Annotated in this window: 20 protein-coding genes and 2 pseudogenes; 18 read left to right on the top strand and 4 right to left on the bottom strand. The window is 43.8% G+C overall.

The window, feature by feature from the left end; all coding sequences use genetic code 11:
- The first annotated feature begins 3 nt into the window (after window positions 1-3).
- From J7E26_RS04890 to mutL, 15 genes and pseudogenes are all read left to right on the top strand, one after another.
- Window positions 4-916: pseudogene (locus J7E26_RS04890) on the top strand (helix-turn-helix domain-containing protein).
- A gap of 45 nt (window positions 917-961) precedes the next feature.
- Window positions 962-1,543: a CDP-diacylglycerol--glycerol-3-phosphate 3-phosphatidyltransferase gene (pgsA, locus tag J7E26_RS04885; RefSeq protein WP_214799202.1), complete on the top strand. Its 582-nt coding sequence runs from the start codon at window positions 962-964 to the stop codon at window positions 1,541-1,543.
- Window positions 1,544-1,561: 18 nt separating this feature from the next.
- Window positions 1,562-2,812, top strand: coding sequence for a competence/damage-inducible protein A (locus tag J7E26_RS04880; protein ID WP_214799201.1), 1,251 nt, complete (start codon window positions 1,562-1,564; stop codon window positions 2,810-2,812).
- Window positions 2,813-2,982: 170 nt separating this feature from the next.
- Window positions 2,983-4,026 carry a recombinase RecA gene (gene recA, locus J7E26_RS04875; RefSeq protein ID WP_214799199.1) on the top strand — a complete coding sequence of 348 codons (1,044 nt, stop codon included), beginning with the start codon at window positions 2,983-2,985 and terminating at the stop codon, window positions 4,024-4,026.
- A gap of 175 nt (window positions 4,027-4,201) precedes the next feature.
- Window positions 4,202-5,383 (top strand): serine hydrolase domain-containing protein, encoded by a 1,182-nt coding sequence (locus J7E26_RS04870; RefSeq protein ID WP_214799196.1) that lies wholly within the window; start codon window positions 4,202-4,204, stop codon window positions 5,381-5,383.
- A gap of 293 nt (window positions 5,384-5,676) precedes the next feature.
- Entirely contained in the window at window positions 5,677-7,236 is a 1,560-nt protein-coding gene (gene rny, locus J7E26_RS04865) for a ribonuclease Y (protein WP_061520590.1), read from the top strand.
- 67 nt (window positions 7,237-7,303) lie between these two features.
- Entirely contained in the window at window positions 7,304-8,098 is a 795-nt protein-coding gene (gene ymdB, locus J7E26_RS04860; RefSeq protein ID WP_214799194.1) for a TIGR00282 family metallophosphoesterase, read from the top strand.
- 199 nt (window positions 8,099-8,297) lie between these two features.
- Window positions 8,298-8,558 carry a stage V sporulation protein SpoVS gene (spoVS, locus tag J7E26_RS04855; protein WP_003154135.1) on the top strand — a complete coding sequence of 87 codons (261 nt, stop codon included), beginning with the start codon at window positions 8,298-8,300 and terminating at the stop codon, window positions 8,556-8,558.
- 255 nt (window positions 8,559-8,813) lie between these two features.
- On the top strand, window positions 8,814-9,857 hold the full coding sequence (tdh, locus tag J7E26_RS04850) for an L-threonine 3-dehydrogenase (protein ID WP_214799191.1): 1,044 nt from the start codon (window positions 8,814-8,816) through the stop codon (window positions 9,855-9,857).
- Between the two features lie 12 nt (window positions 9,858-9,869).
- Window positions 9,870-11,048, top strand: a complete 1,179-nt coding sequence (locus J7E26_RS04845) for a glycine C-acetyltransferase (RefSeq protein ID WP_214799908.1) — start codon at window positions 9,870-9,872, stop codon at window positions 11,046-11,048.
- Window positions 11,049-11,185: 137 nt separating this feature from the next.
- Window positions 11,186-12,715: a tRNA (N6-isopentenyl adenosine(37)-C2)-methylthiotransferase MiaB gene (gene miaB, locus J7E26_RS04840; RefSeq protein ID WP_214799189.1), complete on the top strand. Its 1,530-nt coding sequence runs from the start codon at window positions 11,186-11,188 to the stop codon at window positions 12,713-12,715.
- Window positions 12,716-12,717: 2 nt separating this feature from the next.
- Complete coding sequence (gene ricA, locus J7E26_RS04835) at window positions 12,718-13,149, top strand: regulatory iron-sulfur-containing complex subunit RicA (RefSeq protein ID WP_214799187.1); 432 nt, start codon at window positions 12,718-12,720, stop codon at window positions 13,147-13,149.
- A 251-nt stretch (window positions 13,150-13,400) separates the two neighbouring features.
- Complete coding sequence (gene cotE / locus J7E26_RS04830) at window positions 13,401-13,946, top strand: outer spore coat protein CotE (protein WP_214799185.1); 546 nt, start codon at window positions 13,401-13,403, stop codon at window positions 13,944-13,946.
- Between the two features lie 119 nt (window positions 13,947-14,065).
- Window positions 14,066-16,651: a DNA mismatch repair protein MutS gene (mutS, locus tag J7E26_RS04825; RefSeq protein WP_214799906.1), complete on the top strand. Its 2,586-nt coding sequence runs from the start codon at window positions 14,066-14,068 to the stop codon at window positions 16,649-16,651.
- 15 nt (window positions 16,652-16,666) lie between these two features.
- Entirely contained in the window at window positions 16,667-18,535 is a 1,869-nt protein-coding gene (gene mutL, locus J7E26_RS04820) for a DNA mismatch repair endonuclease MutL (protein ID WP_214799183.1), read from the top strand.
- Window positions 18,536-18,586: 51 nt separating this feature from the next.
- Here the strand turns inward: mutL and J7E26_RS04815 are convergent, their stop codons facing one another.
- Window positions 18,587-19,702 carry a site-specific integrase gene (locus J7E26_RS04815; RefSeq protein ID WP_214799181.1) on the bottom strand — a complete coding sequence of 372 codons (1,116 nt, stop codon included), beginning with the start codon at window positions 19,700-19,702 and terminating at the stop codon, window positions 18,587-18,589.
- 126 nt (window positions 19,703-19,828) lie between these two features.
- On the opposite strand from J7E26_RS04815, the gene J7E26_RS04810 reads away from it, so the two are divergent.
- Window positions 19,829-20,059, top strand: a complete 231-nt coding sequence (locus tag J7E26_RS04810; protein WP_214799179.1) for a helix-turn-helix domain-containing protein — start codon at window positions 19,829-19,831, stop codon at window positions 20,057-20,059.
- A 31-nt stretch (window positions 20,060-20,090) separates the two neighbouring features.
- Here the strand turns inward: J7E26_RS04810 and J7E26_RS04805 are convergent, their stop codons facing one another.
- Complete coding sequence (locus J7E26_RS04805; protein WP_214799927.1) at window positions 20,091-20,594, bottom strand: hypothetical protein; 504 nt, start codon at window positions 20,592-20,594, stop codon at window positions 20,091-20,093.
- The gene (locus J7E26_RS04800) at window positions 20,591-20,755 is read right to left on the bottom strand and encodes a hypothetical protein (RefSeq protein ID WP_214799177.1); all 165 of its coding nucleotides are present in this window, start codon (window positions 20,753-20,755) and stop codon (window positions 20,591-20,593) included. The genes J7E26_RS04805 and J7E26_RS04800 overlap by 4 nt, the downstream gene beginning before the upstream one ends.
- 200 nt (window positions 20,756-20,955) lie before the next feature.
- On the opposite strand from J7E26_RS04800, the gene J7E26_RS04795 reads away from it, so the two are divergent.
- Both J7E26_RS04795 and J7E26_RS04790 read left to right on the top strand, forming a co-directional pair.
- Window positions 20,956-21,348: a hypothetical protein gene (locus tag J7E26_RS04795; protein ID WP_214799175.1), complete on the top strand. Its 393-nt coding sequence runs from the start codon at window positions 20,956-20,958 to the stop codon at window positions 21,346-21,348.
- Window positions 21,349-21,696: 348 nt separating this feature from the next.
- Window positions 21,697-21,999, top strand: a complete 303-nt coding sequence (locus tag J7E26_RS04790; RefSeq protein ID WP_214799172.1) for a hypothetical protein — start codon at window positions 21,697-21,699, stop codon at window positions 21,997-21,999.
- Between the two features lie 301 nt (window positions 22,000-22,300).
- On the opposite strand, the pseudogene J7E26_RS04785 reads toward J7E26_RS04790, so the two are convergent.
- A pseudogene (locus J7E26_RS04785) lies at window positions 22,301-22,507 on the bottom strand (IS3 family transposase); the annotation flags it as partial.
- Window positions 22,508-22,609 lie beyond the last annotated feature (102 nt).

Below are 22,609 nucleotides of genomic sequence, written 5' to 3'. Positions count from 1 at the left end.
GTTGTGACAGAATTAGCAATCCGGCTCAAAGAAGCCAGAGAGGAAAAAGGGATGTCATTGGATGACCTCCAAGCGGCGACGAAAATTCAGAAAAGATACTTAACCGCTTTGGAAGAAGGAGCTTATGACGTCATCCCCGGCAATTTTTATGTGCGGGCGTTTATCAAGCAATACGCTGAGGCTGTAGGGCTTGATCCAGATCAATTATTTGAAGAATATAAAAAAGACATCCCTAACACGTATCATGACGATGTATCAGAAAAAATTTCCGGCCTCGGCATGCAAAGGGAGCTGCCGAAGCCCGCTTCAAAAGCGGCTGAATGGCTTCCGACCATTCTTGTCGTCATTGGTGTCATTATCGTCATCGCGATCGTATATGCGATTATTCAGTTCGGAATGAGCAAGTCCGGACAAAGCGACGCCGATAAGGCTGCCACGCAGAGTGAGAGCAAATATGAGATTCCTAAAGATTCTGCGCTGAAAAACGATGGCAATAAAAACGGAGAATCTCAAACAGACAGCAAAAAGGACACAAAAGCATCTGATAAAAAAGATAAAGAAAAAAGCAGCAATAAAACTGTGATTAAAGCGGCCGGCACGGAAGGTTCAGCCACTTCGTATAAAGTCTCCGGCGCGGATAAGTTTGAGCTTGAGCTGACTGCGTCAGACAGCGCATGGATCCGCGTCCGTGATGATAACGGCAGTTCCTTAAAAGAAGGAACACTGCAAAAAGGGGAAACCTATAAAAAAGATATAACCGATCAAAAGCTAGTTGAAATACGCACGGGCTATGCCCCTAACCTGAAAATTAAAATCAACGGAGAGGTTCTTTCATATGAACTCAATCCACATGACGTGATGGCGCAAACAATCAAGATTACAAAATAAAAAGGAGGAAAAGTCATCTGCACAATAAGATGACTTTTTCTTCACGTCCGAGTACATACATTGGAGGGGCTTTATGTTTAACTTACCGAATAAAATCACACTGGCAAGAATCGCTTTAATTCCTGTATTTATGATTATCATGCTTGTTCCTTTTCAGTGGGGCAGCCTTCATATCGGGGAAGAGCCGATTCCGGTCGCACATCTTGCAGGAGCTATTTTGTTCATTATCGCATCAACGACTGACTGGGTGGATGGATACTACGCCAGAAAACTGAACCTCGTGACAAATTTCGGGAAATTTTTAGATCCGCTGGCTGACAAGCTGCTTGTTTCGGCAGCATTAATTACGCTTGTGCAGTTTGACCTTGCACCTGCGTGGATGGTTATTGTTATTATCAGCCGCGAATTTGCCGTCACGGGCTTAAGGCTTGTGTTAGCAGGGACGGGGGAAGTCGTTGCCGCCAATATGCTGGGGAAAATTAAAACATGGGCTCAAATCATTGCTGTTGCTGCCCTTTTACTTCATAATCTTCCATTTGAGCTCGTTTCCTTCCCATTCGGCGATATCGCTTTATGGGTGGCCGTGCTCTTCACAGTCGTCTCAGGCTGGGATTATTTTGCGAAGAACTGGGAAGCGTTAAAAACATCTAACTAACGAAAGAAGGATTGTAAGATGGAAATAGCCAAAAAAGCGGAAATTATTGCGGTCGGTTCAGAGCTTTTGCTCGGCCAGATCGCCAATACAAACGCGCAGTTTATCAGCAAAGAACTGGCCGAAATCGGCGTGAACGTATTTTATCACACTGCCGTCGGCGACAATCCGGAGCGGCTTAAGCAGGTGATCCGCATTGCCGAGGAGCGCTCGGACCTGATTATTTTTTCAGGCGGGCTCGGACCGACAAAAGATGATTTAACAAAGGAAACTATCGCAAACACATTGGGCCGGCCGCTCGTACTGAATGATGAGGCGTTCCGCTCCATTGAGGAATACTTCGTGAAAACGAAACGGACAATGTCTCCCAATAACCGGAAACAGGCGCTTGTCATTGAAGGTTCAGAGGTTTTGGCGAATCATTTCGGCATGGCGCCGGGAATGCTCGCAGAGCATGACTCGCGGCTTTATATGCTGCTGCCGGGACCGCCGAGCGAGCTGCGCCCGATGTTTGAAAACGAAGCCAAGCCGCTGCTTCTTAAAAAGCTCGGTTCAAATGAAAAAATTGTATCAACTGTTTTGCGGTTTTTCGGAATAGGCGAATCTCAGCTTGAGGCTGATTTAGAAGATATCATTGACGCGCAGACAAACCCGACGATTGCGCCTTTGGCCGCTGACGGGGAGGTCACGCTCCGTTTGACGGCGAAACATGCCGATGAAAAAGAAACAGAGCGGCTTTTGAAAGAAACGGAAGCCGTCATTTTAGAACGTGTCGGTGAATTTTTCTACGGATATGATGATACTTCTCTGGTAAAGGAGCTTTCAAAAGCATGCAGGGAAAACGGAATCAAACTTTCCGCTGCTGAAAGCTTTACCGGCGGCCTGTTTTCAGAGTGGCTGACTGATATAAGCGGCGCTTCTCACATATTTGCAGGGGGCGTGGTTTGCTATTCTAACAGCGTGAAACAAAACGTGCTTGGCGTAAAAGACGAGACGCTGAGCGGCAGCGGTGCGATCAGCAAGGAATGTGCAAAAGAGCTTGCTGCCGGCGTGAGAAAGCTGACCGGAAGCGATATCGGCATCAGCTTTACGGGAGCAGCCGGACCGGAACCGCAAGACGGGCATTCTCCGGGACACGTCTTTATCGGCATATCGGCGGCCGGTAAAGAAGAGGTGTACGAATTTAACTTCGCCGGCTCCAGAACAGGTATCAGAAAGCGCGCCGCCAAATACGGCTGCCATTTGATTTTAAAGCTGCTGGAGCAAAAATAATGTTTTCAGTGCAGTTTCTCCTTGATATCCAAGTTTTATAAGTGAAATTATGCTGTTTTATCAAAAAGCGAACGCGGAAAAAATCCGAATATGCGTTCGCTTTTTTCTTGGCAAATGCCAGCAAACAAGGTATAGTATATGTAGTGGCAAGATAAAGGAGGAAAAAATAAATGAGTGATCGTCAGGCAGCCTTAGACATGGCTCTTAAGCAAATAGAAAAACAATTCGGCAAAGGTTCCATTATGAAACTCGGGGAAAAGACGGATACAAGAATTTCAACGGTTCCGAGCGGTTCCCTTGCACTTGATACCGCTCTCGGAATAGGCGGATACCCGCGCGGGCGGATTATTGAAGTATACGGACCTGAAAGCTCAGGTAAAACGACTGTAGCGCTTCATGCGATTGCTGAAGTTCAGGAGAAAGGCGGACAAGCCGCATTTATTGATGCTGAGCATGCCCTTGACCCTGTTTACGCGCAAAAGCTCGGTGTAAATATTGAGGAGCTGCTGCTTTCTCAGCCTGATACGGGAGAGCAGGCGCTTGAGATTGCCGAAGCGCTGGTACGAAGCGGAGCCGTCGATATCGTAGTTGTCGACTCTGTTGCGGCGCTTGTCCCGAAAGCTGAAATCGAAGGAGACATGGGGGATTCCCACGTCGGTTTGCAGGCCCGTTTGATGTCTCAAGCGCTCCGTAAGCTTTCCGGTGCCATCAATAAATCTAAAACAATCGCAATCTTTATTAACCAAATTCGTGAAAAAGTCGGCGTAATGTTCGGAAATCCGGAAACGACTCCGGGCGGACGTGCGCTGAAATTCTACTCTTCTGTGCGTCTGGAAGTGCGCCGGGCTGAGCAATTGAAGCAGGGCAACGACGTAATGGGGAATAAAACGAGAATTAAAGTCGTGAAAAACAAAGTCGCTCCTCCGTTCCGTACGGCTGAGGTCGACATTATGTATGGTGAAGGAATCTCCAAAGAAGGAGAAATCATCGATCTTGGAACTGAACTTGATATCGTGCAAAAAAGCGGCTCATGGTACTCTTATGAAGAAGAACGCCTCGGGCAGGGACGTGAAAATGCCAAGCAGTTCTTAAAAGAAAATAAAGACATCATGCTGATGATTCAAGAACAGATCCGTGAACATTACGGCTTGGACAATAACGGCGTTACGGACAAAGCGGAAGAAGTTCAGGAAGAGATTGGGTTTGAAGAATAAAAAACGATATAAAAAAAGAGCGGAATGAGCGATTTCCGCTCTTTTTTTGTGTGTTTCAAAAAACACTGGCTATTTCGGAAAATTTTATCTGGAATGTTACAACTTTTTTCACACTTCATTCGTCTAAAATCATGGCGAAAGCGAAAGTTGAATTTATATCTGAGGAGGAAAAAAGATGACAAGCCCCCGCCGCACAAGAATAAATAAAAAAAGAAAGAAAAAGCTGATAAAAACGGGAGGGCTGTTTCTTTTTCTGCTGCTTGTCACTGTTTTTATAACGATCTGGAGCATTACAGCCCATCACCGGGATGAAGAATCTGCCAAAAGCGCTCCCGCTGCTCAATCTGATTCTTCAAAAGACCAGAATCAACAAAAAAAAGAAAAGAAGCAAAAAGAGAAAAAACCCAAATCCATCGACAACGATAAAAAGATCAGCAATTATTTACACCAGATCGGATTCAGCGGCACAGCCATGATCGTAAAAGACGGAAACGTTGTGTTGAAAAAAGGCTTCGGTTATGCGGACCGTAAGCAAAAGATCGAAAACAATCCGGAAACAGCGTATTATATCGGTTCATCACAAAAAGCATTAATTGCGACTGCCATTTTGCAGCTTGAAGAAAAAGGGCTGTTGAAAACGAGTAATCCCGTCAGTACATATTTACCGAATTTTCCCAATGGGGCGAACATCAAACTGAAGAACCTGCTCAACCATACGTCCGGCATAAACGGGCACATTGAAGGGCAGGGGGCGATTTCTCCAATTGATTTAATAAAGGATATAGAATACCGCGGGATAAAACGGCAGCCGGGAATATGGGATTATAGGGATTCCAATTATTCGGTACTCGCCTATATTGTAGCCCAGGTTAGCGGAGAGTCATACGAGCAATACATAAAAGATCATGTGTTCAAACCGGCCGGAATGAAGCATGCCGGATTTTATAAAACGTTTGCTAAGGAGAAGTATCCTGCCGTCGGATATAAAGTAGATGAGGGCGGTCAGCTTGTAACGCCTCATATTCTCGACTTATCGCAGCTTTACGGGGCGGGCGACATGTATATGAGCGCTGAAGACCTTTATAAATTTGATAAGGCACTTATAAACGGTAAGCTGTACTCAAAACAGAGTTTTACAAAAATGTTCACACCAGGGAGCAATTCAACGTACGGGATGGGTTTTTACATTGACCCCGGCAGCTATTCCAACCACGGCGTCATGCCCGGTTATAACATTTTAAACAGCTTCAGCCATTCGGCGAGCAAATATGTCATATTACTGTCAAATATCCAAAATAACGCCAAATTAGGACAGGTAAACAACAAAATATACCAATTGCTTAACCAAGAATCCTAAACGAAGCCGTCATTTACAAAAAGAAGATGAAGGTATGGTATGATGTAAGCAGGCTGCAGATTCAGAGCTGAGGGCTAAACGTTAAGCTGGCAAGCTTGACAAGTATTTCCGACACAATTACAATGAAGTTGTAACATTTGTTTTTTTAACATGATTGTTAAACCATTAAACTTGACAAGGGCATGAGTGATTCATTCCCTGTGAAGGTCCTGTATGTTGAGGAAATCAGACAATGTACACGCCGACACTTATTTTTAGCAACAACCAAGTTCATAGCAAGAGGAGGTGAAAGTATGACCCCAATGATGGTTCTCATCTCCATTTTGCTTACTCTGCTCGGTTTAGTTGTTGGCTACTATGTTCGTAAAACCATTGCCGAAGCAAAGATTGCGGGCGCACGCGGTGCTGCCGAGCAAATCCTTGAAGATGCAAAGCGTGATGCTGAAGCACTGAAAAAAGAAGCTCTGCTTGAAGCAAAGGACGAAATCCATACACTTCGAATAGATGCTGAACAGGAAGTTCGTGAAAGACGAAATGAGCTTCAAAAACAAGAAAACCGTTTACTTCAAAAAGAAGAAAATCTTGACCGTAAACATGAAGGAATTGATAAACGGGAAGCGATGTTGGAGAAGAAAGATCATTCTCTGAATGAACGACAACAACATATTGAAGAGATGGAAAGCAAAGTGGATGAGATGATTCGTATGCAGCAGTCAGAACTCGAACGCATTTCGAGCCTGACAAGGGATGAAGCGAAACAAATCATTCTTGACCGGGTTGAAAACGAGCTTTCACATGACATCGCCATCATGACAAAAGAAACCGAAAACCGTGCAAAAGAAGAGGCAGATAAAAAGGCGAAAAACATTCTGTCACTTGCCTTGCAGCGCTGTGCAGCAGATCATGTTGCCGAAACGACGGTATCGGTCGTCAATCTTCCGAATGATGAGATGAAGGGACGTATCATCGGCCGTGAAGGGCGTAACATCCGTACGCTTGAAACGCTTACAGGTATTGACCTGATTATTGATGACACACCTGAAGCCGTCATTCTTTCCGGATTTGATCCGATCAGACGGGAGACGGCAAGAATTGCTCTTGATAAACTCGTTCAAGATGGACGTATTCACCCGGCGCGCATTGAAGAAATGGTTGAAAAATCCCGCCGCGAGGTTGATGACTACATTCGGGAAATGGGTGAACAAACGACGTTTGAGGTCGGCGTTCACGGACTCCACCCGGATTTGATTAAGATTCTCGGCCGGTTGAAATTCCGTACAAGCTACGGGCAGAATGTACTGAAGCATTCAATGGAAGTTGCGTTTTTAGCCGGTTTAATGGCTTCCGAGCTCGGAGAAGATGCGAAGCTTGCCAAGCGGGCCGGTCTTCTGCATGACATCGGAAAAGCAATTGACCATGAGGTGGAAGGAAGCCACGTGGAAATCGGAGTGGAGCTTGCGACCAAATATAAAGAGCATCCAGTCGTCATTAACAGTATTGCGTCACACCACGGAGACGAAGAGCCGACTTCCATTATCGCCGTTCTGGTCGCTGCTGCTGATGCACTGTCTGCCGCAAGACCGGGAGCGAGAAGTGAAACGCTCGAGAACTATATCCGCAGACTTGAAAAGCTTGAAGAAATCTCCGAGTCTTACGAGGGTGTCGAAAAATCATTTGCGATTCAGGCGGGCCGTGAAGTTCGTATTATGGTGAAGCCGGATTCCATTAATGATTTAGAAGCTCATCGTTTGGCGCGTGACATCCGTAAACGAATTGAGGACGAGCTTGATTATCCGGGCCACATTAAAGTGACTGTGATAAGAGAAACTCGGGCCGTAGAGTATGCAAAATAAAGTGATGCTTAGCGCATCACTTTATTTTTTTGATTGACAAAAGCTGAAAAAGAGAGGAATACAAAGCATGAGAATTTTATTTATTGGTGATGTTGTCGGCTCCCCGGGCCGCGACATGGTAAAAGAATATGTTCCGAAACTAAAAGCAAAACACAAGCCGCATTTTACGATCATTAACGGAGAAAATGCCGCACACGGCAAAGGCCTGACGGAAAAGATTTACCATAGCCTGATGGAGGCAGGGGCGGACGCCATTACGATGGGGAACCATACGTGGGATAAAAAAGAGATCTTTGATTTTATTGATGACGTGCCGCACCTCGTCCGCCCTGCAAACTTCCCGGAAGGAACACCGGGAAAAGGCATTACGTATGTGAAAGCACAAGGAAAAGAGCTTGCCGTCATCAATTTACAGGGCCGCACTTTTCTTCCGCCGCTTGATGATCCGTTTCTTAAGGCTGATGAGTTAATTGCTGAAGCGAAAAAACGCACGCCGTACATTTTTATTGATTTTCATGCCGAGGCAACAAGCGAAAAACTTGCAATCGGATGGTACACAGACGGCAGAGCGTCTGCGGTTGTAGGGACGCATACACACGTGCAAACGGCAGATAACCGCATTTTGCCTAAGGGAACTGCATACATTACTGATGTGGGCATGACAGGGCCGTATGACGGCATTCTTGGAATGGACAGAGAAACGATTATTAAGCGGTTCAAAACTAATCTTCCGGTCCGGTTTACGGTCGCGGAAGGAAAAACAACGCTGAGCGGAGTGCTCATTGATATTGATGACCAAACGAAAAAAGCCGTTAAAATCGAACGGATTTTAATAAATGATGACCATATGTTCTTTGAATAGGTGTTCACATGTTTGTTTTATAAAAATATTAAAAGGAAAAGCAGGAATATAGCAACTTCTTAGTGAATATAGTAGAAATGGAAGGTAGCCCGCTATTTATGAAAAGCATTGTGGGGATGGCTTTTTGGATAGCAACATCTAATAATGATTGTTCTAATGAACACTCACTTATCTATTGTAAAACTAAGGGGGAGCAGAAATGGAAATCTTAAAAGTTTCAGCAAAATCTAGTCCAAATTCGGTAGCAGGCGCGCTGGCTGGCGTGTTGAGAGAACGCGGAGCCGCCGAAATTCAAGCGATTGGGGCGGGTGCCTTAAACCAGGCTGTTAAAGCGGTTGCCATTGCCAGAGGCTTTGTCGCGCCGAGCGGCGTTGATTTAATTTGTATTCCGGCTTTTACAGATATACAGATTGACGGAGAGGAAAGAACGGCAATTAAATTAATTGTCGAACCCCGTTAACAAAAAATGCACATTCTCAACCTGCTTGCATGGAGCAAGCAGGTTGTTTTTATTGTTGTTATATTTTCTCACAATATTATACTGGTAGTGTGAACAAATGATGAACGACTTTATTCATATAATATTTCAAAAAAAAAAACCGCCCATTTTTCCAGGAAGAAGCAGTTGTCTTTTTCTGGTGGACACTGATGTTTACCTCCTTCGTATCACATGGTACAATCCAGTTATAATAACGTTTTTTGAAAAGGAGTGTACATGTTGGAAGGAAAGATGAAAGCTGTTGTTAAAAATGAAAACGCTTACGGAGCTAAACTGAAAGAAATTCCTATACCTTCCATTAATGAGAATGAAGTTCTTATTAAAGTACAAGCCGCATCTATATGCGGTACAGATGTGCATATTTATAATTGGGACCAATGGGCACAAAAACGAATCAAAACACCCCAAGTATTCGGACATGAATTCAGCGGTACTGTAGAAGCAGCAGGGAAACACGTCACAAATGTCAAAAAAGGGGATTATGTGTCGGCAGAAACCCATTTCGTCTGCGGAACTTGTGTCCCTTGTTTATCAGGCAAGCATCATGTGTGCACTCATACAAAAATCCTCGGGGTTGATACAGCCGGTTCCTTCGCTGAATACGTCAAAGTGCCGGCCCAAAACATTTGGAAAAACCCCGTTAATATGGATCCGGCGGTCGCCTCCGTTCAGGAGCCGTTAGGAAATGCGGTGCATACGGTACTGGAAAGTCAGCCGGCGGGAGGCTCCGCAGCGATTATCGGCTGCGGGCCGATCGGACTGATGGCAGTGGCAGTAGCAAAAGCGGCAGGTGCAGCCCGTATTGCGGCTATTGATAAAAATGACTACAGGCTGTCTCTAGCGAAAAAAATGGGAGCCACAGTCACCATTTCAGCTGATAAAGAAGATCCGCTCGAAGTGATTGACGCATTAACCGGAGGAGAAGGGATCGACCTTGTCTGCGAAATGTCAGGCCATCCCCAAGCCATAAACCAAGGGCTGAAAATGGCAGCCAACGGGGGAAGGTTTCATATGTTAAGCCTGCCGGAAAATCCGGTAACGATTGATCTGACAAATGACGTCGTATTTAAAGGCCTTACCGTCCAAGGCATTACAGGCAGAAAAATGTTTGAAACCTGGCGGCAGGTATCTCACCTGCTTGAATCTGAGCTTGTGGATCTGACGCCGCTCATCACTCATCAATTCCCGCTGGAGGAATTTGAAAAAGGATTTGACCTGATGAGAAAAGGCCAGTGCGGGAAAGTCATTTTAATACCATAAGGGGAGGGTTTTATTATGAAAGAATTTGAATTTTTGAAAAGTGAACTTGATAAAATGAAAGAAAATAAGACATGGCAGCAAATCAAACAAATCGAAACGAAGCAGGGACCTTGTGTAAAGGTCAAAGGAGAAGAGGTCATTCAGCTTTCGTCAAATAATTATCTCGGCTTGACGTCACATCCGAGGTTAGTAGAAGCAGCCAAACGCGCCGCAGATGAGTTCGGAGCGGGGACGGGCTCGGTTCGGACGATCGCCGGGACATTTACGATGCATAATGAATTGGAGAAAAAACTCGCAAATTTCAAGAAAACAGAAGCGGCCCTTGTTTTCCAATCGGGGTTCACAACGAATCAAGGCGTATTATCAAGCATTCTCACAAAAGAGGATATTGTTATTTCTGATGAACTGAATCATGCGTCCATTATTGACGGAATCAGACTGACAAAGGCAGACAAAAAGGTATACCGCCATGTTGATATGGATGATTTGGAAAAAGTGCTGAAAAAATCAATGAATTATCGCATGCGGCTGATCGTAACCGACGGCGTTTTCTCCATGGACGGCAATATCGCTCCTTTGCCTGATATCGTAAACCTGGCGGAGAAGTACGATGCATTTGTGATGGTAGATGATGCCCACGCTTCCGGCGTGCTCGGAAAAAACGGAAGGGGAACCGTTAATCATTTCGGACTTGACGGCAGAGTGCACATTCAGGTGGGCACATTAAGCAAGGCAATCGGAGTGCTTGGAGGTTACGCCGCCGGATCTCAAGTTCTCATTGATTACCTGCGTCATAAGGGGCGTCCGTTTTTATTCAGCACTTCTCATCCGCCTGCGGTGACGGCTGCCTGCATAGAAGCCATCGATGTTCTGCTGGAAGAGCCGGAACATATGGAAAGGCTTTGGAAAAACACGGCGTATTTTAAAGACAAACTGATTCAAATGGGGCTGACGCTTACAAAAAGTGAAACACCGATCATCCCGATTTTAATCGGCGAGGAAGAAAAAGCCCAGGCATTTTCTGACCGTCTTTTGTCACACGGCGTCTTTGCTCAAAGCATTGTATTTCCGACCGTCGCCGAAGGAAAAGCGAGAATTCGCACGATCATTACGGCGGAGCATACGGAAGAAGAACTTGATCGGGCGCTTGACGTCATCCGGTCAGCTGCAAAAGAGCTTCAGCTTGTGTAGAGGGGATACCCCCTCTTTTATTTCTTATTGATTCTTATTCTCAGTAAGGTGTACAATGATAGGCTGGCGGTTGTGCCAATCGGCTATAACCAGTATACTTGAGGGTGGAAGTTTCGGTTGAAAGGAGACATTCGAATATGAATGAAAAGCAAAAACAAGAAAGCGGACAAGTGAATCCAGCGGACAAAAAATCCGAAAAGGATTACAGCAAGTATTTTGAAGCCGTATATATCCCGCCTTCTTTAAAAGACGCGAAAAAACGCGGCAAGGAAGCCGTTCAATATCATAACGATTTTAAAATCTCAGAAGACTTTAAAGGCCTCGGCGACGGCAGGAAGTTTTATATCCGTACGTACGGATGTCAAATGAACGAACACGATACAGAAGTGATGGCGGGTATTTTTATGGCTCTCGGCTATGAAGCGACAAATTCGGTTGATGATGCCAACGTGATTTTATTAAACACCTGTGCGATCCGGGAAAATGCTGAAAACAAAGTGTTCGGGGAGCTCGGCCATTTAAAAGCGCTCAAAAAAAATAACCCAGATCTTATTTTAGGCGTATGCGGCTGCATGTCACAGGAAGAATCAGTCGTAAACCGCATATTAAAGAAGCATCCGTTTGTCGATATGATTTTCGGCACACACAACATTCACCGTCTGCCTGAGCTGTTATCAGAGGCTTATTTATCAAAAGAGATGGTCATCGAAGTGTGGTCGAAGGAAGGAGACGTTATTGAAAACCTTCCGAAAGTCCGCAACGGAAAAATTAAAGGCTGGGTCAACATTATGTACGGCTGTGACAAGTTCTGCACATACTGCATCGTGCCGTATACCCGCGGAAAAGAAAGAAGCCGCCGGCCTGATGAGATTATTCAGGAAGTGAGAAGGCTCGCGAGCGAAGGTTATAAAGAAATCACCCTTCTCGGCCAAAACGTAAATGCATACGGAAAAGATTTTGAGGATATGACGTACGGCCTCGGAGATTTAATGGACGAACTGCGCAAAATTGATATTCCGAGAATCCGGTTTACAACGAGTCATCCGCGCGATTTTGACGATCACCTTATTGAAGTGCTCGCAAAAGGCGGCAACCTGCTCGACCATATCCATCTCCCTGTTCAATCGGGAAGCTCTGAAGTGTTAAAAATGATGGCGCGCAAATATGACAGAGAGCGCTACATGGAGCTTGTCGGTAAAATCAAAGCGGCAATGCCGAACGCTTCATTAACAACGGATATTATCGTCGGTTTCCCGAATGAAACGGACGAACAGTTTGAAGAAACGCTTTCCTTATACCGTGAAGTGGAATTTGACAGCGCCTATACGTTTATTTATTCTCCTCGTGAAGGCACACCTGCTGCGAAAATGAAAGACAATGTGCCGATGAGGGTCAAAAAAGAACGTCTCCAGCGCCTCAATGATTTGGTTAAAGAAATTTCAGCCAAAAAAATGAAGGAATATGAAGGAGAGACTGTCGAAGTATTAGTCGAGGGAGAAAGCAAAAATAACCCTGACATTCTTGCCGGCTATACGGAAAAAAGCAAGCTCGTCAACTTCAAAGGACCGAAAGAGGCCATCGGCAAGATTGTACGCGTCAAAATCCAGCAGGCGAAAACATGGTCGCTTGACGGAGTGATGGCAGGAGAAGCAATCGAGGTGAATTAATAATGACGCTTTACTCTAAGAAAGACATTGTACAGCAAGCCCGGAATCTTGCAAAAATGATCTCAGAAACCGAAGAAGTTGATTTTTTCAAACGCGCGGAGGCGCAAATCAACGAAAATGAAAAAGTATCTGTGATCATTAACCAGATTAAGGCTCTGCAAAAGCAAGCCGTCAATTTGAAACATTATGAAAAGCTCGAAGCATTGAAGCAAGTTGAAAATAAAATTGACGCTTTGCAGGAAGAGCTGGAGGGCATTCCGGTCATTCAGGAATTCAGAGATTCCCAGCTTGAGGTCAACGATCTTCTGCAGCTTGTGGCACATACGATATCCAACCAGGTCACAAATGAAATCATCACATCGACCGGCGGCAACCTGCTTACGGGGGAAACCGGTTCAAAGGTGAAACATTCGAATAACAGCTGTTCCTTTTAACACGAGGCCTTTTTAAAGGCCCCGTGTTTTTTTGTTTTATTATAAACTAATTGAAGGATGAACTAAATATTCTACAGGGATTTTTGTCCTGCTTCCGCGAGAAACTTTATAGACTTAAAAGTAAAGTTTCTGGGCGGGGCTGCATACAATGAAACAGAAACTTTGTATTTTTATATTTTCTTTATAAAAATGCACATTAGACGAATGCCCAGCATAAGATATCACGAAGAAGAACAAGGAGGCATAACGGAATGTCTGAATACAGGGAAATTATTACGAAAGCGGTAGTAGCCAAAGGCAGAAAGTTCACTCAATGCACCAATACGATCTCTCCTGATGAAAAACCGTCAAGTATATTGGGCGGCTGGATTATCAATCACAAATACGATGCTGAAAAAATCGGAAAAACGGTAGAAGTTGAAGGGTATTATGATATAAACGTCTGGTACTCTTACTGCGACAATACAAAAACAGAGGTTGTCACTGAAAGAGTTAAATATGTAGACGTTATCAAGCTCAGATACAGAGACACCAATTACTTAGATGATGATCACGAGGTAATTGCAAAAGTGCTGCAGCAGCCGAATTGTCTTGAAGTGACCATTTCTCCTAACGGAAATAAAATCGTCGTTCAGGCTGAAAGAGAATTTTTAGCTGAAGTGGTCGGTGAAACGAAAGTGGTCGTTGAGGTGAACTCAGACTGGGAAGAGGATGATGACGACGATTGGGAAGATGATCTTGACGAGGAATTAGAGGACATTAACCCAGAGTTTTTAGTCGGAGATCCTGAAGAATAAAAAGAGGCTAGGGGAGTTAAACACCCCAAGCCTCTTTTTTATATGAAGATATCACTCTTTCGTTTATGTTATAATGGGGCGGAATAGAGAAACGTTGATACATAGTGAGGGATTAAATGATGGCTAGTTATACGCCTATGATACAGCAATATTTAAAGATAAAGGCAGAGCACCAAGATGCCTTTTTATTTTTTCGGCTTGGTGATTTTTACGAAATGTTTTTTGAGGATGCGAAAAAAGCTTCACAAGAGCTTGAGATTACACTGACAAGCCGTGACGGCGGTTCTGCCGATAAAATTCCGATGTGCGGCGTGCCGTATCATTCTGCGGCCGCTTATATCGAACAGCTGATAAAAAAAGGATATAAAGTGGCGATTTGTGAACAGACAGAAGACCCGAAGGCGGCAAAAGGCGTAGTTAAGCGTGAAGTCGTCCAGCTGATTACACCGGGAACCGTGATGGACGGAAAAGGCATTCACGAGTCTGAAAACAACTTTATCGCTTCCGTTTCTGAATTTATAAACGGGTACGGGCTGGCTTTATCAGACTTAACGACCGGAGAAAATTTAGCCGTTTTTATTGAGCGGATTGAAGATATTATGTCGGAAATTTATTCAGTCGGCGCAAGGGAAATCGTTGTTTCAAGCAAGTTTGACGAAACGACGGCGGTTCAGCTGAAAGAGCGGTGCGGTGCAACGATCTCAATCGAAGACGGAAAAATTGAAGAGCGGATCGACATTGCGAAGCATCTGCCCAGTGAAGAGCTGACAGAAACTTTTATGCGTTTATATACGTATTTGCAGAAAACGCAAAAACGGAGCCTCGATCACCTTCAGCCTGTCCAAGTGTATGAATTAGAAGAAGCGATGAAAATCGATCTGTATTCAAAACGAAATCTTGAGCTGACAGAGACAATCCGTTCTAAAAATAAAAAAGGGTCATTGCTCTGGCTGTTAGACGAGACGAAAACAGCCATGGGAGGAAGGCTTCTAAAGCAGTGGATCGATCGGCCGTTAATCAGGGCAGCTCAAATCGAAGAGCGCCAGGAAATGGTCGAGACGCTGATCAATCATCTGTTTGAGCGCGAGGATTTGCGCGAGCGGCTGAAAGAAGTTTACGATTTGGAGCGTCTCGCGGGCCGTGTTGCATTCGGCAACGTGAATGCACGGGACTTAATCCAGCTGAAAGAATCCTTAAAGCAAGTGCCGAGCATTAAACAGCTTGTGGCATCACTCCGTCACGAAAAAGCGAAAGAACGCGCCCGCCTGATTGATCCGTGCAGTGACCTGCTTGAGCTGTTGGAAGAGGCATTATACGAAAACCCGCCGTTATCTTTAAAAGAAGGAAACTTAATTAAAGACGGTTATCATCAAAAGCTTGATGAATACAGGGACGCCAGCAAAAACGGGAAAGATTGGATCGCCCGCCTTGAACAGCAGGAGCGCGCTTATACGGGCATTCGCTCTTTAAAGGTCGGCTTTAATAAAGTATTCGGTTATTATATTGAGGTCACAAAAGCAAATCTTCATTTGCTTGAGGACGGACGATATGAGCGGAAGCAGACGCTGACGAATGCCGAACGGTATATTACACCGGAATTAAAGGAAAAAGAAGCGCTTATCTTAGAAGCGGAAAACAACATCTGCGAGCTGGAATACGAGCTTTTTGCCGAACTGCGTGAAAGTGTGAAGCAGTATATCCCGCGCCTGCAGCGCTTAGCGAAACATATGAGTGAACTCGATGCCCTGCAATGCTTTGCGACGATCAGTGAAAGCAGGCATTATACGAAGCCTGCATTTTCCGAAAATGAGGTCAAGGTGATTGAGGGAAGACATCCCGTCGTTGAAAAAGTGATGGACAGCCAAGAATATGTGCCTAACAATTGTATGATGGGCGAATCAAGGGAAATGCTCCTGATCACAGGCCCGAATATGTCAGGAAAAAGTACGTATATGAGACAAATCGCCCTCCTTTCCATCATGGCTCAAATCGGCTGTTTTGTCCCCGCAAAAGAAGCGGTCCTGCCGATTTTTGACCAGATCTTTACGAGAATCGGGGCTGCGGATGATTTAATTTCCGGACAAAGCACCTTTATGGTCGAGATGCTGGAGGCGAAAAATGCAATTGTGAACGCCACAAAAAACAGCTTGATTTTGTTCGATGAAATTGGCCGCGGCACCTCAACATATGACGGAATGGCGCTTGCACAGGCAATCATTGAATATGTTCATGACCATATCGGCGCAAAAACACTGTTCAGTACACATTATCATGAGCTGACTGTGCTAGAGGATAAGCTTCCTCAGCTGAAAAACGTCCATGTGCGCGCTGAAGAATACAACGGGACGGTCGTCTTTCTCCATCAAATAAAAGAAGGGGCCGCCGATAAGAGCTACGGCATTCATGTCGCCCAGCTTGCCGAGCTTCCTGATGATCTGATCAGCCGGGCGCAGGAGATCCTGAAAGAGCTTGAGCAGTCAGAGAATAAACCGGAACTGCAATCGCCGCAGGAGAAAAAAACTGCCGTCAAAGAAGAACCGGCCCAGCTGTCCTTCTTTGAAGAAGGAGAGAAAGAAAAGAAGGCTCCGCCCATGTCTAAAAAAGAAAAACAAGTGCTGGAAGCCTTTAAATCGATCAATATTCTCGATATGACACCGCTTGAAGCAATGAACGAAATGTATAAGCTGCAAAAGAAATTAAAATAGAAAGAGGTGATCGACTTGGCAAAAGTCATCCAGCTGTCAGATGAACTTTCAAACAAAATAGCGGCCGGCGAAGTGGTGGAACGGCCGGCCTCTGTCGTCAAGGAATTAGTGGAAAATGCGATTGACGCAAACAGTACAGTCATTGAAATCGACATTGAGGAAGCGGGGCTTTCATCCATCCGGGTGCTCGATAATGGCGAAGGGATGGAAACCGATGATTGCAAACGGGCTTTCCGCCGCCATGCGACAAGTAAAATCAAAGATGAAAACGACCTGTTTCGGGTAAGAACTCTCGGATTCCGCGGAGAAGCTTTGCCAAGTATCGCGTCAGTCTCACATCTGGAAATAAAAACGAGCATTGGTGAGGGAGCGGGAACGCATCTCATTCTCCAAGGCGGGAATATCATTTCTGAAAAGAGATCTTCAAGCAGAAAAGGAACGGAAATCGCTGTTACTAATCTGTTCTTTAATACACCGGCCCGATTAAAATATATGAAAACCGTGCATACGGAGCTTGGCAATATTACGGATGTCGTCAACCGGATTGCTCTTGCTCATCCTGAAGTATCGATCCGCCTCCGCCATCAAGGGAAAAATCTGCTGCAAACAAACGGCAACGGGGATGTGCGCCACGTGCTGGCGGCGATTTACGGGACGGCGGTCGCTAAAAAAATGATACCGCTCCATGCCAGCTCACTCGACTTTGAGGTGAAAGGTTTTATTGCGCTGCCGGAAATCACTCGCGCCTCCAGAAACTATATGTCGTCAGTCATTAACGGAAGATACATTAAAAATTTTCCGCTTGTCAAAGCGGTGCATGAGGGCTATCATACACTGCTGCCGATCGGTCGCCATCCGATTACGTTTATTGAAATCACGATGGACCCGATATTGGTCGATGTGAATGTTCATCCGTCAAAGCTTGAGGTCCGCCTCAGCAAAGAGACGGAGCTGCACGAGTTGATCCGCGACGGCATTAAGGATGTATTTCAGCAGCAGCGGCTGATTCCGAGCGCCCAGCTGCCGAAAAAATCAACACCGCCGCCAATAAAAAACGAACAGCAATTTATGACGTTTGACGAAAGCGCGTCTGAACGAAAGCTGCCTGAAAAACCGCCGGAGCCTTCCTATTCGCCGCTGAAGCTGAGTTCGGTTGTAAAAGAGCCAGAGCCTGTAAAAGAAGAAAATACACTCACAGAGGAAACGGAAAGTGAGCTGCTGCCGGAAATCGATCGGCCGGAACCGCTTCCTGAAGTGCGGGCTGCTTCAGAGGAACCTGTCTATGAGGGAGAGCCGTCAGAAAGAGTACCGGTCATGTATCCGATCGGCCAAATGCACGGGACATATATATTAGCCCAAAACGAAAACGGCCTGTACATCATCGATCAGCATGCCGCCCAGGAACGGATTAAATATGAATATTTCCGGGAGAAGGTCGGACAGGTTGAGCCCGAGGTGCAGGATATGATCGTGCCGCTCACCTTTCATTATGCTGCAAATGAAGCGCTCATCATCGAACAGCATCAGCATGAGCTTGAAAGCGTCGGCGTATTTTTAGAAGCATTCGGCTCCAACAGCTACATCGTCCGCTGCCATCCGGCCTGGTTCCCAAAAGGAGAAGAAGCCGAGCTGATTGAAGAAATCATTCAGCAGGTGCTGGACGCCAAACAGATCGACATTAAAAAGCTGCGGGAGGAAGCAGCGATTATGATGAGCTGCAAAGGCTCCATCAAAGCGAACCGCCATCTGCGCAACGACGAAATCAAAGCACTTTTAGACGATCTGCGCCGAACGACAGATCCATTCACATGCCCGCACGGCCGCCCGATAATTATTCACCACAGCACATATGAGATGGAAAAGATGTTTAAACGCGTGATGTAGAAGGGTTCTGAGAGGGATTTATCCCTCGTGCCCACATTTTGCCCACTGATTTTAGCTGTTTAGGTATTCATCAAACTGATTAATGCTTTTTTGATTGTGATTCTGCGTGATATGGATATAGACATCAGCTGTCATTTTCACATCGGTATGACCGAGTCGTTCGCTTACAAACTTGATATCTGCACCACTTTCTAGCAGCATAATGGCGTGTGTGTATCTTAAACCATGTGGAGTAATGTGGTGCAGATCAGTTTTCTTAAGAATGGAATCTATGACTTTATTAATTCCAAACGGTCCAATGTCATCTCCCTTATGGTTGGTAATAAAAAAGGGAGACTGGTTATAGTTGTCACCGTATTTTATTTTATTTTCTTCTTGCCATTCCTTAAACTCTTTCATTTCTTTAATTAAAGTGTCATCAATGCTTATAGTTCTAACACTTTTACGAGTTTTAGGTGCTTTGATTCCAAACTCGTTTTTAGATTTAGTAACCCTTAAAGTTTTGTTATTAAAGTCAATATCGGACCAATATAAAGCAATAAGTTCACCTTTTCTTAAGCCGGTCCTTAAAAGAGTTAAAGCAATCATGTAATGATGATATTTAGAAGATTTTGCTGCCTCCATAAAGATAGATACTTGTTCTCTGTCCAGATAATTGTCTTTAAGCATTCTATAATCCGAATCTTTTTTTATTGAAATATTTTGATATTTATTGTGCGTAACCATCTCATGTTCCACGGCCTTGTTGATGGCAGAACAGAAGATTGAATGTATCGTTTGTACAGTCTTCCTTGCGAATTTTTCACTTAACTCATTAATGAATTTTTGATACTCTACTCTATTGAGTTCATTCAACTTGAAATTTCCTATACGAGGAATAATATTTTTATGTATATATAACTTTCTGTTTATCAAAGTTTTTTGCTCGCATTGTGAGCCATAAACCTGCAACCATTCCTCTAACCAGTCTTTTACAAGCCTCTCTTTGTTATGAATTAAGCTGTGTTTTCCTAAAAATAAATTTCTTTCAATTTCAGCTGCAATTACTTGTGCCTCTTTTTTTGTCCGAAAGCCCTTTTGTGTTTTTTCGCGCCTCTTATTCGTGATGGGATCTTTATAAATAATTCTATATTCCCAATTATCTCCACGCTTCCTAAAACTCGCCATTCTGGTATTGTGGCTATTGATTATGAAACAGCCGGTACCCTTGGGAAAATCACAATGTTTGTTTATACTTGGCTGTAATAGTTATTTTGTTAAAAGGATTTTTTATGATGTGGAGAGAAAGCCGACATGAAAGAAAGTGAAAAAATTAGGTTTATCCAGAATGAAGTTTTGACGGTTGCTGAAGTTGCCGAGCTGCTTTCTGTTAGCCGGCAGCGCGTAAGCCAGCTTGTCAGCGGCGGCCGGCTCAAAGCGATAAAGAAGGTGGGAACGGTGGCTTTGTTCTTGCTGGAACATGTACAAGCATTTAAAAAAGAATTAGAGGCAGAGCGGAAGAAGTATCGGCCGTATGATCAGTAAAAGCCCACCTGTTAAAAAGGCGGGCTTTTTTTTATTTAATAGAGACGTGATGTGTGTACCAGTTCCCTGTTGCTGTGAAGCGTAATTCCATATGGCCGTGGCGGTTACCACCGTACTTTACAAACGTGTAATTAGAATTAGCGATAGCATCCTTGGCCGCTTTGTCGATGTTTTCAACTTTTTTAGAAGTAATTTTGCCTGTCCAGCCAGTGAACCCTGAAGCGGAGGCGCTCGGCGGATTCTCCCACTTTGTTATTTTCTTTCCATATTCGTATGAATAGTTGTCACTTACTCGAATATCGTATAATTTTAGCCCTACTAATTTCACAGCGTAATAGCCACTTGCTGTTTTATTTTGAGTGGCCTGTGTTTTTATCTTTTCCATTCCCATATCTGTACTGACGCCCATTTCCACAGTGAAACCATTGCCGAGATCAATTTCTTGGTACGGATGATCTTTGCTGACATGCATACTGTTTAATGCCTTATTCACTTCTTTTACAGTTGGGATTTTCTCAGATGAAAGGGTTCTCAAGTTCTCAAATTTTGCTGTTTCGTTACCTCGTGAAAGGTCGCCTTATCAATAATCAAATCGGACTCCTTGTCCACCTTTTCGGCAGCATTAGCATGAAGACTGAACAGGGATGAAAAACTCAAAGCTAGGGTGAATAAAATACCAACGACAAATTTTTTCATTCTATCTCCTCCTTTAAGTATTCGTTTCCCATGGTAACTCATTGTTTAATTTTGGTAAACATGACTAAGTAACAAAAAATGTTGAAATTGCAGGAAATTGGGTCTTCTTATGATAAACACGGTATGAAAGTAAATGATGGTATTTACCCATTTAAACAACCTTTTGGCGGGTGTATATTGAATGAAGGGGAGGGATGTAATTGGTCAAGGTTATATTGTCATTTGTTTATTTACTCGGCTTTATCTTTTTAAGCAGATGGTCTTTTGATGGGATTTTTCATGAAGATTATTTTTCGATTGCTGGCTTTTTGTGGTCTATTATTGTTACGTTTTTCTTCGGCATTTACACCGGAAGCCCTTTGCTCTTCAAAAAGATAACACAATCTAAACGATTAACTGTTAAAAGTAAGAAATCATTTTATTTTTTAATCGGCGTAGCAGTCGTTCTTTTTATCCTCTATTTCGCTTTCTCTAATTCTCAGATTAACGTAATCGCTCCATACGCTGTCCTCGGTGGATACATTTTAACTTTGGTATCGGGAATTGTCTTAACCATCCTACTAAAGCCGCAAGCTGATGAGCGGACTGAATAACATCAAATACAGATTCACAGCAGACCGCAATCATATTGCGGTTTTTCCATTTGTGCAAATTACGGGGATAGTAGTAAAATCAAATAAAAGAAAAACAGGGGAGGACTAAAAAACTTAATCGTGTAGCTTTAAAATAAAGATTGATTATGTAAAACAAAGTCCGATAATTTATAAAAAAGTTTGATAGAATCACATTAACAATACAGATTTTTACAATTCAACAAACGGGCCATTTAATGGCACAATTAATTTGTGATGGCAAGTTAAAATTTGTTTTGCACTCAATCATCAATAACAATAGAATTAAACTAAAGATTATTTAAACAGCATAGAAAGGGGGTAAATGTTTTGAATATAAATTTAATATTATTTGTCTCATCAATTAATCAAGAACCTACAGAGGAAAATACTCAAACATTAGTGAAAACATTTGAATCTGACTTTCGCCCTCAAGTAGGAGATATAATTGACGATCCTGGATTTGATTCAGGCTTCCATAATGGATACCAGGTGGTAAAAGTTACAATAAATTATACTTCAAATGAGTGCCTTGTTTCACTGACGCCGTTAGCAATTGAAGTTGAAAAAATTAGTGTTGAAGATTATATAAAAAAGCTTAAAACACATGGGTGGAGTATTCAGTCTAGGTAGCACTCAGCAGTTTTTATTATAAGGTACTATTCCTCAAACTGGCGCGTTTGTTGAAGATTCTAGACATAAAATGGTCAAACTTTTTTATAAAACGATGATTGAAATGAATATAGAAAAAACGTGTTTTGATCAACCTTTTTTTCAAAACACGTTTTTTCTATTTGTACTTTTATCAAGGTTTATTAAGTTCATTTAATCAAACTTTATTTTAAGGCTACAAATCGCTATCTCCCCGCTTAAATTAAAAGCCCAACTTTTTAGGGGACTGACCCCCGTTTTTGAGACAGGGATCAAAACACCTTTAAGCAGCCAGCTGCCGGTATATGACCGGCGGCTGGTTGTTTAGTTTCGCTTGAATACGGATATTGTTATAATAGTGAATATAGGTTTCGACAGTTTGCTCTATGATGGCTGTCGTAGTGCTTTCCAACTTGTCGAGATAGAACGTTTCAGACTTTAGCGAGGAATGAAACGATTCGATGGAGGCATTATCAGTGGGTGTCCCTTTACACATCTGACGCTGCCGACGAACTTACGCGTTGCCGTCGCCGGGGACTCCGTATATTTTACAATGCAAACAACCACCCAAGCCGTTGTGCCGGAACGGCAC

It is taken from the genome of Bacillus sp. ISL-51 (genome assembly GCF_018613535.1).
Classification (GTDB): domain Bacteria; phylum Bacillota; class Bacilli; order Bacillales; family Bacillaceae; genus Bacillus.
This window is presented reverse-complemented; position numbering and strand designations above follow the sequence as displayed.

Coding starts and splice junctions, on each gene's coding strand:
- recA (WP_214799199.1), top strand. CDS start 2,983: ATGAGTGATCGTCAGGCAGCCTTAGACATGGCTCTTAAGCAAATAGAA.
- miaB (WP_214799189.1), top strand. CDS start 11,186: ATGAATGAAAAGCAAAAACAAGAAAGCGGACAAGTGAATCCAGCGGAC.
- ricA (WP_214799187.1), top strand. CDS start 12,718: ATGACGCTTTACTCTAAGAAAGACATTGTACAGCAAGCCCGGAATCTT.
- J7E26_RS04810 (WP_214799179.1), top strand. CDS start 19,829: ATGAAAGAAAGTGAAAAAATTAGGTTTATCCAGAATGAAGTTTTGACG.
- J7E26_RS04870 (WP_214799196.1), top strand. CDS start 4,202: ATGACAAGCCCCCGCCGCACAAGAATAAATAAAAAAAGAAAGAAAAAG.
- spoVS (WP_003154135.1), top strand. CDS start 8,298: ATGGAAATCTTAAAAGTTTCAGCAAAATCTAGTCCAAATTCGGTAGCA.
- ymdB (WP_214799194.1), top strand. CDS start 7,304: ATGAGAATTTTATTTATTGGTGATGTTGTCGGCTCCCCGGGCCGCGAC.
- rny (WP_061520590.1), top strand. CDS start 5,677: ATGACCCCAATGATGGTTCTCATCTCCATTTTGCTTACTCTGCTCGGT.
- mutS (WP_214799906.1), top strand. CDS start 14,066: ATGGCTAGTTATACGCCTATGATACAGCAATATTTAAAGATAAAGGCA.
- J7E26_RS04800 (WP_214799177.1), bottom strand. CDS start 20,755: ATGAAAAAATTTGTCGTTGGTATTTTATTCACCCTAGCTTTGAGTTTT.
- J7E26_RS04815 (WP_214799181.1), bottom strand. CDS start 19,702: ATGGCGAGTTTTAGGAAGCGTGGAGATAATTGGGAATATAGAATTATT.
- tdh (WP_214799191.1), top strand. CDS start 8,814: ATGTTGGAAGGAAAGATGAAAGCTGTTGTTAAAAATGAAAACGCTTAC.
- cotE (WP_214799185.1), top strand. CDS start 13,401: ATGTCTGAATACAGGGAAATTATTACGAAAGCGGTAGTAGCCAAAGGC.
- pgsA (WP_214799202.1), top strand. CDS start 962: ATGTTTAACTTACCGAATAAAATCACACTGGCAAGAATCGCTTTAATT.
- J7E26_RS04880 (WP_214799201.1), top strand. CDS start 1,562: ATGGAAATAGCCAAAAAAGCGGAAATTATTGCGGTCGGTTCAGAGCTT.